Genomic DNA, 12664 nt, shown 5'->3' on the forward strand with positions numbered 1-12664 from the left:
AAAATGGGATTTTTTAATCTGCCATATTTATTTGGATCTGAGCAGAAGAAAGTGATACTCCCAATTAATATATTTGAATCCTCTTCTGGTACATCGTTAGAGATAGGGTTGCATTGAAAGTAGCACCTTCATCTGTAAATATTAGCTCTTTTTTTGAACCTTTTAACAAGGCATTTAATCGGTTATATCTTTGACGGAATCCTTCATTTGTCCTGTCAGAAATTTTATATTTAATCGTGATTTCTTTTTCTTTACTAGTCACGTCACTCGATTCCATAAGCCCTTCTCTTCCGGGAATTTCGAACGCATTGATCCGATTACTCAGGTTACTTCTTCCCGAGACTGTTAGAGTTGTAAAATTACCTAAATGATCAGATAGAGCTTCATCAAGATTGGTTCCATTAAAAATAGTCTGGATGGATAGAGAGGTACTTAAAGTACCAGGCTCTGAAAAATCTACAAACTCATACATAAAGTACCTCCTTTAACTTTGAAAATGTACGTTTCTATCTTGTACTTCTGTAATATCTTCTACAAAAGCTTTGAATGCTTTCCTACCTAACTGAAGGTTTATTTGGGCAGGTTGTTTATTTGTGACTTGAACTTCTGCATTTATTGCACTTTTCACCTGAGTAGTGCTATTCTTTTTCAGTCCTCTTAAACCTGTCCTGATTTGTGAACGATTGACAGATAGACTTGGGTTAAAAGCTTCTTTCACACCACCTGCAAGTTTTGTCGTTGCTCTTACAAGTGGAGCTTTCGCTTTTTCAATGGATGTTTTAATGGGCCCATTAAAATCCATTCTATGAATATCACTCAAAGGTCCTCTTTTTGCAGGAGAAAATGGCCAGAAATCACGGACGGCACCAACTATATTTTCAACTGTTCCCAGGATCTTTCCCTTCATTGCTGACAAGCCATCTATAGCACTTTGAATGATTGCTTTACCAGATTCATAGAGGTCGATGCTATTAAAATAGCTTAATATGTTACTCCAAATTGCTTTAATAATCATCCAAGTTGCAGACATTTTTTCATTCACTGCATTTTTCAAAGCACCAAACTTATCCGACACCCAATTTTTGATTTTACTTGCTATGTCTTTAATCCAATTCCAAACAGCAGACCAGATTTTCACTGTCCATTTTTTGACTTTATCCCAGTTTGCAATGATTAACACTACTAACCCGACCACCGCAGCGATTACCCATCCGACAGGTCCCAATGCAATAAACCAGGCTGCAGCCATCCTAGCAGCATGAAATAATGCTTGAATTCCCATCCAGGCCCACTTTGCAACGAAGATTGCTGAAGTTGCTACCATCTTAGACAATGCAATCACCATGTTTTTACCTGTTGCAAGTAGCCAAGCTGCTGCTATTCTAGCACCTTGTATCAGTGCCTGTGCACCCATCAGAGTCCACCTAGCAATAAAGATAGCTGATTGAACAATAAACTGAGCGACAGTAGTGACTACTGATAAAATGAATTGAGCTAAAGACTTTATCATCATCTGAATGCCAGTAACTAAACCGGCTCGCATCATTCCTGTTTTAAGCCATATAAAGGTAGCCATACCACCGAAAGCTGTTCTAACTAGTATGATAAGAGGTGTTAAAGATAACAAAACTCCACTTAGTGACAAAATCATGGTAATGACTTTAGCAATCAATGGATTAGCCTTCATCATTTCTGAAGACCAACTTAAAAATCCATTAACTATATCAAGTATTTTTGAACCTAGAGGAGCCATACCAATTCCCAGTTGCACTAGAAAGTTAGTGATATTACCTATTAGTGCCATTAACTTGGGTCCGTTTTCTCTGACATACTTAATAAAATTCTGAAATCCTTTTGACTCATCTAATGTAGCAGACCAGGTAGCAAACTTCTCTGTTAAGCCGACCAGTCCACCCTGCATATCAATAGATAATGGTGTAAATGCAACCATTAGATTCATAATTCCTTGCATAGTATTCCCGAATGATTTTCCTAGAGCTACCATCGCTGGACCTGCATTTTTGTTTAAAAAGCTAATGAATTCCTTAAACTCTTTTGCTTCTATTGATTGCCCCAGACTTTTAGATAATATGTCCACTGCGCTAATGGCTCCGTAAAATGCAGGCTTTAATTCTTGAAGTAACGACTGTACTTGATTTAAGCTCCGGATAAAAATGTCCATTACAGGCTTTTCAAATTGCTTTATAAACTTCCCCCAAAACTTACTAAATGATTGGAGTGCTTTTAACCCTCTTTGTTGCTCTTTTGATAAACTCGCCTGAGCACTCTCAATCTCTTTTAGTATTTCGGCTCTTTTTTCTAAATCAGTGGTGTTTGCTAGCTCGTTTCGTAAATCTTTAATCGTTTTGTTTGCTTCAAACACATCATTTAAAGCTGAGGTAGCCACAGTCCCAAATAAAATAGCACCCGTTCCAGCTGCAGCAAATGATGTAGTCAAACCTCCGAGAGCACCAGCCAAACTTGTAATTATAGGTACTAATGCAGGAAGTGCAGCTAGAGATCCACCTCTAAAGAAATTACCTGTAACAGTTCCAACAGAATTAATCGTCTTGGCTATACGATCTATCCTCTGTTGAAATTTATCCACTCGAGCCTCCACTCGGATGATGATTTTATCTCGAGCAATCGCTTTTGCCTTTGCCTGTAAATTGCTGATCTTCTTAAAGAAGCTAACTGTATTCGCGTCCACTTCTTTTTTCACTTTGCCTTTAGTGAATCTATCCATCATTTTCTTTGCATTTTTTATGTTACGTTTCAGTGGCTTAATATCAGCATCTAATGTGGTATCTTCTACACTCTCTGAATCTCTTTTGAACTTTTCCGTTATGTCTCTTGCCTTCTGAATAGCCTTCCTGAACTTCGTAACATTCGCTTTCAATTCAGCTTCTACAGAGTAGTTAGACATGTATTCACCCCTTTCTAGAATTTCGTTGAAGAGCAATTTGTGCAGGAGATAATTTCTTTGTAGGCTTATTGGTACTTTGTACAATAAATCCTTGATCAACAGTTTTTAATGCTTCCTCATAGTCAAAAAAGTCGTTGAAATCTTTGAATGCATATTCCTCTTTTGGTTTCTTCTCGGTCCCTTTATTGACTTTCGCTTCAGCGTTCCGAATGAGAAAAGCAAGCTTATGCAGTTTGTATTCGTCATCTATTTCCTTATACTCCTGGGCATACCTTTTAAAATGGAACTCACTTAATGTCATCTCTTCAACATCAACTAATCGCTCTATACCAAGTTTTCGAAGTGCATATATAACTACTTCGTTATAGGTTAGCCCTCTGTCGTTTTGCTCACTTTTTTCACTGCTTGATACTTTTCTGGAACCAGCTTTCGGGTCATAGGTTGCTTTCCCAGTTCATACATGACGCGTTGAGCAAATTCATCTAGGCCTTCACTGTCTGCGATATCATTCAAGATTGCTTCAAAGTCTTCATCAGTAGTTGGCTTTTTCTTATCATGAGCAGTTGCTGCTTGAATCAGCTTATAAAGACAAATGACATTACCTGATTGAAGACCTGGAACCAACATGGTTTCTAACCCTTGACCCAAGCTCACACTCTCCACTTCTAAACCCAAGGATCGGTCAATTGTCGTAAGGGTTCGAAGTCCAAATGAAAGTTCAATATCTCTACCGTTAAAGTTAATATGCAAATTATTTTCCTCCTAAAAAAATCAAAATTAAAGAGGGGTTAGCCCCCTCCGAATTCCTATTATGCTTCTGGTGGTGTTCCAAGTCCGTCGTCGGCTGGATCCGTTGCTAAAACGTCATGAAATACATAACCTAATGTTTCGATATCATTTGAAGGCAGTGTCACTCTTCCTTTTTGCCGTTTAAATTGAGTTATAAAGGTCCCACTCACCTCAGGATCGTCTTCTGATGGATTCGTAGTCTCCCATTCTGTTATATAACCCTGTCGGTATTCTGCAGCAAAGGTTGTAATTGTATCAGGTTCGGTCCCTGTTTCTTCTCTATCAGCTAAGTCCACTTCCCACATCTCTACTGGATAATCATCAACAATAGAATCACTGAGCATTGTAAATGTTGGGTCTGTTTCTGCCTGGAGGGCTGAAATGCTTACTTCATCCTCAAGTGCCCCTGAGCCTGAAACACTTCCATCCTTGGTCTCAGTTGATTCTCTATCACGGGAATAGGACTTTGAGTGTTCAGTTTGAAATACTAGCTTTGCTCCTTCTGCAGCCTCACCGAGCTTTCGAAAATAGAGTACCTTATGTACCCCTTTGGCAATGTTGGCCATACTACTAACCTCCTAAGTTATTCTGTATTCTGCTTGGATAACTCCATGAAGCAGATTGTCCGTTGTTGTATTATCATAGATTTCATTTGAATCAAGTGAAACCAGTCTCACGTAGTAATTATCAAGATTCGTTAGCCTTCGCAATGCCATTTCGAGATTATAGATCATTTCGGCAAAATGCGATCGGTTATTTGCAATCTCCCAAACATGAATGGTTTGTGATAGATTACCGGTAATCACTTCTTTGTTGTTAATGACATCAGATCCTATCGAACCTGCTAAATGAACAAACGGATAAGAAATTCCCTCATCTTTTCCTGGAAGATAATCGTATGTGTCGTATCCCAATGAAATAGATTTATTGAATACTTCATTAAACAATTGGATCTTTGGTGATTTCATCTACTCACCTACTTTACAAGTCTATTTAGGTCATCGAGGAACTGCTTTTTCTGGTTGTAGAATCCAGGAAAGATGAATGGTTGAGCATCCATGAACCGTGTTCCGAATTCAAGGTAACCAGAGTGTTCGGATTTACTGATTGTCTTTCCAGCAAGTTTACTTACCATGTTCGTTTCAATATTTCTTTTTGTATAGCCCGTTTGGTAACCTTGGGTAAATTCAGCATTCTTTACTACCTTTTCGGTCATTTCAATGGTATTGTTCTTCACGATTTTTCCGACATCATCTTCAATATCCCTATTCATTCGGTCAAGCTTTGCAAGCAGGGCATCTAGTCCATCTAAGTCCACTCGCTCACCCCTTCCAAAAACAAAACGCTCTCCGACCTGTATGGAACATGGCGGAGAACGTTATATTTCTTTCCGTTGATGATAGCTTTATCTACTTTGCTTCTATATGGTCGCTGTAGTCTAACTGTGGTGATTTGCTTGTCTAAGGAACCGAATAACACCTTCACTCTTTCCAAGCTGATAGGGGACGTGTCGCAGGGAAGTGTGACACCATCATCCACCCTAACAACTGTCTTACTTACAGAAGGATCATATGCCCTGCCTATAACTTTATGGAGTGTGATCCGATCGGAGTACCTCATCAAAAGAACATTACCTTTCCTGAATTCTCTGTTTTAGGAATATACGTTTCTAAGATGGAATGATAGGGCTTAAAATCGTCTTCTGTAAATGTAACAGACCTGCCTTCGATGGATTCTGACTTCATCCCTTCACTACCGATTTTGTTATACCGGTTCACCACCAACTCCTCAACAATGAACATTAACTCTTCAGGTATTCCTGGCAGCCCAGCATTTTGCATAAACCAGACTCTCAATCTAGCTTCTACATTTGTGATTAGTCTATCAATCTGGCTGTCTTGAAGATCATCTTGAATTCCCACAATGATTTTGACATTATCTTTGATGGTCATTCAATCACTTCAATTCTGCTTCTGCAGCAAGAGCTTCTTCTTTACCCTGAATCTTTTCTCCATTAGACAATACATACCAAGGACCGCCTGTATGCTTTGGGAATTCTCCGTCTTGACCATCATGATCTGCTGGCTCGCCATAGGAATTTTCTACATCTGCTTTGTTAGAAGGTCCCACTACTTCAATCAACACTTTCTTTTGCGTATTGTTCTTAGTTGTGAGCTCCTCTAATCGTTCCTTAGACACTTTTTCACCTGGATAAGAATTCCCTTTGTAGTATGCTTTCTTGGTGTCCTTATCTGTAAATGAACGTAATACTGTATATTTCAATTAAGATTCCTCCTAACATTTATATTATTTATCCTACCGGTGGAGCGTCAGGCGTTAACTTAGCGAACGCTTCATCTTTAATGATCATAAGACCTACATCCATTGTGGCACGCAGGGCAACCATTTCTTGCTCAAACAAGTTTATAGGTGACCCGTCTGCATTTGTAATAGTAGACAGTTGTGCTTCCTCTGAAATTGCATAATCAATATTAAAAGGAATACCGTAACGCAATTGATCAAAATCACCAGTATAAAGAGTTCCCTTTGCAAGATTTGCAGTTTTTAAATCTACTGCTGGCAATCCATCAATAGTATTGTTTGAACGATCATACAATGATTGTAATGTTCCATTTTCAGCTTTTTGAGCATTGCGTAAGGCAGAATGATTTTGCACTTTTGAAATCCATGCGTTCGGCTCCACATCATTCTCGAAAAGCTCATCTTCTACAGCCAGGATATTGTCGTAAGTGATCCCGTCATAAACTATATTTTCTGCAGCTGTTACTGATTGTTCAATAGATTGAGTGAATGGGTTAGCAACATTCAGAATTCCTGCTTCATCAAACTTTTTGTAGAATGCCTCTGCAATCTTCGGCCGCATCAATTCAAAGAAATTCGAAACCCTGTATTGTAGATACTCACGGGAAACTGGTAGAATGACAGCCAGCTTCTTGGCCATCATCTTTACTTGCAGCAAGGTTGGTTTTGAAGTTTGGATCTTCTCAGTCTCTCCTACCCAGTAAGCCCCAGGTCCTTCGGCAAAGTATTCAAATGTCTTTTCTTTATCCGTCATTTCCTCATAAACACCCAGCTGCATGATCTTGGAGTTTTCCATTACATCATTCAAGATCATTGTGTTGTATTTATCCGGAATTGTACCATCTTTCGCTTCGTGAACCATTACGTTATCTGGGCTAAATGTTTGTGCAAAGTACTGTAGATCAAGTTTTAATAGATTTGTTCCCATATGATTTCTCTCCTCTTATTTAATGATTCTATTCTTCCTTGCCATTTCTGCTTTTGTCGTATGGCTGCTGTTGTTTAGTTTTGAACCGCCCGTTTCAGGGGGATCCTGACGAAGCTTTTCCTTCACTGCGTTATTAACTGCAACATCGAATTCCTTTTTGATACTGGTCACCGCTTCTTTGATTTTCTCGTTATCTTCAAGCTTAATAAGAGACTCTGAAAAAGCAGTAGGTAGACCCTTATCCTTCAGATCAGCTTCCACATCGGAACGAAGTTGCTTAGTATTTAATTCACGCTCTCGCTTATCAAGTTCTTCGAGGCGTTTCTTGTACTCAGCATCTTTCCTTTCTTTTTGAGTCATTTTTGCGTATTGTTCTGCATCCTTTTTAGCATCAGCAATTCTTTGATCAAGCTGAGACTCCCATTCCTTCTGCTTCTTCTCAAGAGCTTTTGCAAGCTTCCGATCTGACTCAGCTTCAATCTTCTTTTGAAGCTCCTCTGCCGAAAGCTCAACCTTTTCCGGTGGATCGTTTGGTGGATCATCGGGATTCGGTGGATCCGCAGGCGGGTCATTCGGCTCGGAAAAATACTGCAGATCTAGTTTTAAAGGTTCAAACTGTTTCTTAAAGGCTGCTGGATTAAACACATTTATTGGTTTTTTCACTTTCATTTCCTCCTAACCCATGAACACGCAACAACACGCAGATGCCCATCATTAACGTCCTCACACGTTTATTAACAAAACAAATAAGCCTGTTTATAACGTCTGGTGCTCAAAGACGCGCTCGAACAAATTCTTATAAGGTATATTTCTCTTTCATACTTGCGAAAAAATCCTTTCTCCAGTCTCCCAAAACAAGTGCCGTTGAACTCCTACAAAATGGATGCATGGGAGGAGCATTGATCCCTGGCTTCATTTCCTTCACTTTGAATTTTTTCTTATTCAAAAGTTTACATCTCTTAGTGGTCTTCCCGTCCATTACAGCAACATACTCATATTCAGCTTCTTCATCATTAGAAACCACCTGATACGATAACTTTTGTGCTTCCACTTGGACTCTGACAGTTTCAGTGATTAATAACCTTTTTGCTTCAAATGAACTGACTTCAAATCGCTCTCGAATCTTTTTTAAATACTTACTAGGATGTACACCACGAACGATTGCACTATTGATAATACCGTCCAATTCTTCTCTGAGGGCTTTCATATCCCCCCATATCCTTGAAGACCACTTGGCTCCGTAAAACGAGGCTCCTACAATTGATTTAAGAGTTGGAGTGGTGATTGCCATGTTGACTCCTAAAATCCCGGCTTGCCTTAACACTTCAGATATTCCTGCCTGTTCCAGGTACTCTTGAAAGGTCTTATCTTGCTCATTCGTCATCGATACCAAGTGAGCATTCAAATACATCATAAGGAGCTCCTGCCGGTTTATCCTCATTTTTGTATTGTAGGTGTAGAGCTCCTTATTCGCTTTCGGAGAGAAATCTTTTTCCCTCACATATCGTGCTGCTGTTCTTTCGAATGATTGAACATCGAATTCTGAAACTCTCTTCTTAGCTTCAGCTAACGTTATCGTATTTTTTTCTGCGTACCTCGAATAAAAAGCATTGATTTCTTTTTCTACCTCGCGAAGAGCATGATCAATTATCTCTTTTAATTTTCTTGATACCTCTTCATCTTTCATTTGCTCACGCTTGATATTGTCTCTTTCACGCTTTATCCAGTAGGATTCTTCAACAGCCATCTACCACACCTCAATTCCCCATATACTCGGAGGACATCGATTGTCTTTGTTCGGTCCTTTCACCTGATATCTTTTTTTCTTCCTCTTCTGGGTTTTCTACAATCATTGGAATAATCTTCAGCTTCGTATCCTGCGACAACTCACCTCCAAGTGCATTGAACATATCCACTGCCTCTTTCGTGCTCTTCGGAAGGTTTGGAGTGAATTTATAGGCTAACCCTTCAAACTCCCCTTTGCCCGCTTCGCTCGCCAGGTGCATGACATTGTTTATCAGCTTATAACGTCGATTGAGAGACCTTTTGAATAATCGTTCTTTGTTAATTCGTATTTGTTCCAGACCAAATAACTTGTACTTCATAGCTTCACCAGTTTGCTGGCCGGCGAAGTTATCGTCATTCAGGTCCGGTGTATTTGTGAACTTATGAATATCCGTTTGAAGCCTTCCTTTATACGCTTCACTTCCAGATACATCGTATTGTTTATAAATATAATCAGCTTCAATATTGCCCTCTCTGCCATCTGCATTTTGTGACGGCTTCAGAAAGATAATATTTGCCTCTTTCATCTTCTTCGCTTCGGTCGCATCCAACTCCACATTACCGAGTATCTTCAGCATGGCATCATTCAAATCAGTCATATAGTTTGCCGTATCAGATTGTGCTGCATCATATAAATCAATCAAGTCCAGTACATTCTCAAAATCCCCCTGACGGAATCGATTGTTACTGTGTTCATTAATCGGGACTTCCGCAAACGGATGATCAACCTCACTATCAATCGTCAAATTATAGTCACCCATATTCGAAGTGAAATACGTGTAGATCTTCTTGTCTGTATAAAGGATGACTTTAATCTTTCGTTGTCCGCCATAACCAACTGAGAAGTATCGAACCCCAGCAATAACGTTTTTCTCTATAGTAGTGTCATAGATTAAGAAGGTTTCTAATGGCGAAGACAAATATACCTTGGTCTGATCCAGTTGATTCCGGTGTATCAGTTCATATGCCCGACCGTAGATTGATAAATCAAGGACTATATCTGCATTAAGCGCTGCATCTTCGATCGTCTCGTTGATTTCATTAATTTTCTCTTGAGTGGTTTCATCCTTATGACGGACTGAAACAGGCATACCAACAAAGAATCCTTGCATGAAGTTTGATACATACTTAGCATAATTATGCTTGGCCCGGTGATCTGCCTTATCGTCTTCTTTGCGCCGTTTGGAGACTGAGATTGTCGTGTTCTCCCCAAGATAATAATCGTCCAAGACATTGAGCCTTGGACGCTGGTGTTCAATATGATGTTTTAGAATGGCAGAAAGGTCACTTGTATTTTGGACCAGCGATTTAGCTGATTCAAACGTATATTGAATATTTGCCTCTTTACTGAACCGCCTTTTCTTCGTCCTGCTGTACTTATCTTCACCAAGCTCAAAATTATTAACGTGATTCATGTTCCACCTCCTATAAACCTAATCCTTTTATAGCATTATAAGTATCGTCTTTCTTAGTCACTCCCAAATGGTATTGTTCTAGGCTATATCTCAATGCATCGATAATATGGTTATTTGCATCTATCGGTGTATTCAACCACTTACCGTCTTTATCCTGATCAAACGTGTACGTATTAAATTCTTCAATGGTATGTTCACATGTGGGATGAATGTATACCTTGAATCCTTGAATGAACAATATTCCTTGATTTACGCTGCCTTTCCCTTTGACTGAAGCTCTCATCCTTCTAACACCTTTATTGATTAATTCCTGAATCAATCGTCGTTCTGCAGAGTCAGCTGTGATGACTGATTTAAGAAGTCCTTTACTCACAATCATCTTGTATATCTCTTCCGTTAACATCGCTTTCTCATAATGCTCATCATATATCCAAAGCTCTTTATTTTTCAGGTCCACTACTGAACTTGGTAAGGTAGTAGGATCGTTTGTAAAACCAAAGTCCATACCATGTGCCGTTTCCTGAATCTCTTTGATTTTCTGCTGAATATCGAAATCCCTGACATGGAAGTTATCAAATACCAGCCCTTCAGCTACTCCCCATTCACCATCACAAACAATCCTGGCACGTCTAGGGTTGGTTCTATATAAGTCTTCATATCTGGCTCGGTCTACGTCGTCTAGCCACTCATTAACTCGAAAGGTCGTTGTAATAGCAAACGTATCTTTTTCCCTGGTCTCTTCATCAAAGAAGACTTTCTTAAGCCAGTGTCGTTCAGACCAAGGATTAAACGTAACTGTAATCTGTTTAAAAAAGTTCGGATCATCATATTTACCCCGGATTGATTCAACAACAGTTCTAAATTTAGCTTCAGTCTCAATTTGATAAGCTTCTTCAAACCATGCCCAGCTCAATATCCCAACATCAACGGTTATTGATGTAATCTTCAATTCATCATCAAGACCTCTAAACAGGATCTTCTGGCCAGTAGGCATGTACGTTATCTCTGGCATTGATTCATTGAACTTAAATAAATGGGCAACCCCTAATTGCGTGGCTGCCCATTTTAAATCAGTATAAGTGGATTGTTTGTTGGTGTTTGAATATCGCCGGACTACTAATAGATTCGCCCATGAGTATTTCATGATTCTGTGAATGAAATTTAATGCGGTGTTCTTTGATTTCTTACTACCACGTGAACCTTTTACTACCCGGTAGAACTGCTTGTTGTTCCAAAACCGGTTGTACCCTCCACCAATCTTCTTTTTGATGGAGATTTTATGTTGCTTAGTCTTCATCTGGTACATCCTCTACAAATACAGGGGTTATCGTCTCTACCTGCTGCTTATCGGTCCACATGACATATCTCTTACCTAAGAGCTCTGCTGCTTTAACACGATCTTTCAGAAAAGGATCCTTGTCTTCTAGCTGTTGAGCACCTTCACCAATACCTACCGGGATTTGTTCTGTATGTTCTCCCCTCATGACGGCCGTCAAAAACTGAAGAATCTCATCTTGTTTGGCGATTGACTCTTTTTTCAATTGCTCCAAACGTTCTTCAATATAAGATTTCACGTTAGCTTTTGTTAGCAGCCTACTTCCAGATGCCCTTGCAGCAGAATCCTTTTTCACACTTGGGTATGCAATTTTATATGAAGATGAAATGTTCCCAGTTCTTACGTATTCATCTGCAAATCGTCTTTGTTTTTCTGTTAATTCCATATCATCTCACCTGCCACCTCCAATTAATAAAGTTGTATATCTAAAAAAGCATCCCAAAGGATGCTTTTCTCAAGAAAAATAATCATCTAATTCCTTCAACTTCTTTATAACGTCAAAACTTTCATACTTTTCATGGAATCTATAATTATCTCCCTGATAAGTTGTTATGTACAAAATATTAAATTCTTTCTTGGTAATAACCTTTTCTTCGTAATAACTTTCCAACATACTATCAGCAAAAGATGCTACACCCATAAGTGGATGTTTAAATGAATTAATTAGTGCATTAGGTAATGCTTCCTTCCTTCTCTTTCTTTTCTGATCCTGAGTGTATTTTTTCTTTATATAACTTGTATTAGTCTCGGTTTCAGAATCTAGACCATAGTTCTTGATGTTGCTCAATTTAATACGTGTATTCCCACAAACGAGAAATGTAGGCACACTAACAGTATCAATAAATTTTATGTCTAGTGCAATTAATCCTTTATCATTTGTTGAAGGTTTAAATTCTACCATGGACCCAACTTTAGGATTTTCTGCATTTACTATATTTGATATATGAAAAAATCTGTTATTTCTTTCTGTGTCTGTAATAAACCCAAAACCTTTTTCTGTGAAAAATTTAATTACTTTACCTTTCATTTCTACACCTCCTCTTTCAATATTATCGGAAAGAGGAAAATTTTATGAAGAAATAAGGTTGATTTTCTTTCAGTTTAATTAGTCTCTGAATTAAAAAGTGTTAATCCTTTTATTAACTGTATTGTCTCCTTTTATT

At 38.7% G+C, this 12664-nt stretch carries 16 protein-coding genes; all 16 read right to left on the reverse strand.

Annotated elements, in window-relative coordinates; genetic code table 11:
* Window positions 1-64: 64 nt before the first annotated feature.
* The 16 genes from ACXAF2_RS03830 to ACXAF2_RS03905 all read right to left on the reverse strand — a co-directional run bounded on the left by ACXAF2_RS03830 (window position 65) and on the right by ACXAF2_RS03905 (window position 12528).
* Complete coding sequence (locus tag ACXAF2_RS03830) at window positions 65-472, reverse strand: distal tail protein Dit (protein ID WP_475137437.1); 408 nt, start codon at window positions 470-472, stop codon at window positions 65-67.
* A 12-nt stretch (window positions 473-484) separates the two neighbouring features.
* Window positions 485-2926 (reverse strand): phage tail protein, encoded by a 2442-nt coding sequence (locus ACXAF2_RS03835; protein WP_475137438.1) that lies wholly within the window; start codon window positions 2924-2926, stop codon window positions 485-487.
* 4 nt (window positions 2927-2930) lie between these two features.
* On the reverse strand, window positions 2931-3227 hold the full coding sequence (locus ACXAF2_RS03840) for a hypothetical protein (protein ID WP_475137439.1): 297 nt from the start codon (window positions 3225-3227) through the stop codon (window positions 2931-2933).
* Window positions 3228-3295: 68 nt separating this feature from the next.
* On the reverse strand, window positions 3296-3676 hold the full coding sequence (locus ACXAF2_RS03845) for a tail assembly chaperone (protein ID WP_475137440.1): 381 nt from the start codon (window positions 3674-3676) through the stop codon (window positions 3296-3298).
* A gap of 59 nt (window positions 3677-3735) precedes the next feature.
* Window positions 3736-4281: a phage major tail protein, TP901-1 family gene (locus tag ACXAF2_RS03850; protein ID WP_475137441.1), complete on the reverse strand. Its 546-nt coding sequence runs from the start codon at window positions 4279-4281 to the stop codon at window positions 3736-3738.
* A 12-nt stretch (window positions 4282-4293) separates the two neighbouring features.
* Window positions 4294-4683: a hypothetical protein gene (locus tag ACXAF2_RS03855; protein ID WP_475137442.1), complete on the reverse strand. Its 390-nt coding sequence runs from the start codon at window positions 4681-4683 to the stop codon at window positions 4294-4296.
* An 8-nt stretch (window positions 4684-4691) separates the two neighbouring features.
* The gene (locus tag ACXAF2_RS03860; RefSeq protein ID WP_475137443.1) at window positions 4692-5033 is read right to left on the reverse strand and encodes an HK97-gp10 family putative phage morphogenesis protein; all 342 of its coding nucleotides are present in this window, start codon (window positions 5031-5033) and stop codon (window positions 4692-4694) included.
* Between the two features lie 301 nt (window positions 5034-5334).
* On the reverse strand, window positions 5335-5667 hold the full coding sequence (locus ACXAF2_RS03865; RefSeq protein ID WP_475137444.1) for a phage head-tail connector protein: 333 nt from the start codon (window positions 5665-5667) through the stop codon (window positions 5335-5337).
* Window positions 5668-5671: 4 nt separating this feature from the next.
* On the reverse strand, window positions 5672-5998 hold the full coding sequence (locus ACXAF2_RS03870) for a hypothetical protein (protein ID WP_475137445.1): 327 nt from the start codon (window positions 5996-5998) through the stop codon (window positions 5672-5674).
* Window positions 5999-6026: 28 nt separating this feature from the next.
* Window positions 6027-6965: a phage major capsid protein gene (locus tag ACXAF2_RS03875; RefSeq protein ID WP_475137446.1), complete on the reverse strand. Its 939-nt coding sequence runs from the start codon at window positions 6963-6965 to the stop codon at window positions 6027-6029.
* A gap of 15 nt (window positions 6966-6980) precedes the next feature.
* Complete coding sequence (locus ACXAF2_RS03880) at window positions 6981-7628, reverse strand: capsid assembly scaffolding protein Gp46 family protein (RefSeq protein WP_475137447.1); 648 nt, start codon at window positions 7626-7628, stop codon at window positions 6981-6983.
* 133 nt (window positions 7629-7761) lie between these two features.
* Window positions 7762-8712: a minor capsid protein gene (locus tag ACXAF2_RS03885; RefSeq protein ID WP_475137448.1), complete on the reverse strand. Its 951-nt coding sequence runs from the start codon at window positions 8710-8712 to the stop codon at window positions 7762-7764.
* Window positions 8713-8722: 10 nt separating this feature from the next.
* Window positions 8723-10165 carry a phage portal protein gene (locus ACXAF2_RS03890; protein ID WP_475137449.1) on the reverse strand — a complete coding sequence of 481 codons (1443 nt, stop codon included), beginning with the start codon at window positions 10163-10165 and terminating at the stop codon, window positions 8723-8725.
* Window positions 10166-10175: 10 nt separating this feature from the next.
* Complete coding sequence (locus ACXAF2_RS03895; RefSeq protein ID WP_475137450.1) at window positions 10176-11462, reverse strand: PBSX family phage terminase large subunit; 1287 nt, start codon at window positions 11460-11462, stop codon at window positions 10176-10178.
* The gene (locus ACXAF2_RS03900; RefSeq protein ID WP_475137451.1) at window positions 11452-11886 is read right to left on the reverse strand and encodes a terminase small subunit; all 435 of its coding nucleotides are present in this window, start codon (window positions 11884-11886) and stop codon (window positions 11452-11454) included. Before ACXAF2_RS03900 ends, ACXAF2_RS03895 begins: the two co-directional genes overlap by 11 nt.
* Before the next feature lie 69 nt (window positions 11887-11955).
* Complete coding sequence (locus tag ACXAF2_RS03905) at window positions 11956-12528, reverse strand: cold shock domain-containing protein (protein ID WP_475137452.1); 573 nt, start codon at window positions 12526-12528, stop codon at window positions 11956-11958.
* Window positions 12529-12664 lie beyond the last annotated feature (136 nt).

The organism is Rossellomorea sp. ABR4_004 (assembly GCF_056159585.1).

Excerpts from the sequence above, each read along its gene's own strand:
- ACXAF2_RS03830 (WP_475137437.1), bottom strand. The coding sequence starts at position 472 with ATGTATGAGTTTGTAGATTTTTCAGAGCCTGGTACTTTAAGTACCTCT.
- ACXAF2_RS03850 (WP_475137441.1), bottom strand. The coding sequence starts at position 4,281 with ATGGCCAACATTGCCAAAGGGGTACATAAGGTACTCTATTTTCGAAAG.
- ACXAF2_RS03895 (WP_475137450.1), bottom strand. The coding sequence starts at position 11,462 with ATGAAGACTAAGCAACATAAAATCTCCATCAAAAAGAAGATTGGTGGA.
- ACXAF2_RS03835 (WP_475137438.1), bottom strand. The coding sequence starts at position 2,926 with ATGTCTAACTACTCTGTAGAAGCTGAATTGAAAGCGAATGTTACGAAG.
- ACXAF2_RS03885 (WP_475137448.1), bottom strand. The coding sequence starts at position 8,712 with ATGGCTGTTGAAGAATCCTACTGGATAAAGCGTGAAAGAGACAATATC.
- ACXAF2_RS03865 (WP_475137444.1), bottom strand. The coding sequence starts at position 5,667 with ATGACCATCAAAGATAATGTCAAAATCATTGTGGGAATTCAAGATGAT.
- ACXAF2_RS03855 (WP_475137442.1), bottom strand. The coding sequence starts at position 4,683 with ATGAAATCACCAAAGATCCAATTGTTTAATGAAGTATTCAATAAATCT.
- ACXAF2_RS03900 (WP_475137451.1), bottom strand. The coding sequence starts at position 11,886 with ATGGAATTAACAGAAAAACAAAGACGATTTGCAGATGAATACGTAAGA.
- ACXAF2_RS03905 (WP_475137452.1), bottom strand. The coding sequence starts at position 12,528 with ATGAAAGGTAAAGTAATTAAATTTTTCACAGAAAAAGGTTTTGGGTTT.
- ACXAF2_RS03890 (WP_475137449.1), bottom strand. The coding sequence starts at position 10,165 with ATGAATCACGTTAATAATTTTGAGCTTGGTGAAGATAAGTACAGCAGG.
- ACXAF2_RS03875 (WP_475137446.1), bottom strand. The coding sequence starts at position 6,965 with ATGGGAACAAATCTATTAAAACTTGATCTACAGTACTTTGCACAAACA.
- ACXAF2_RS03840 (WP_475137439.1), bottom strand. The coding sequence starts at position 3,227 with ATGACATTAAGTGAGTTCCATTTTAAAAGGTATGCCCAGGAGTATAAG.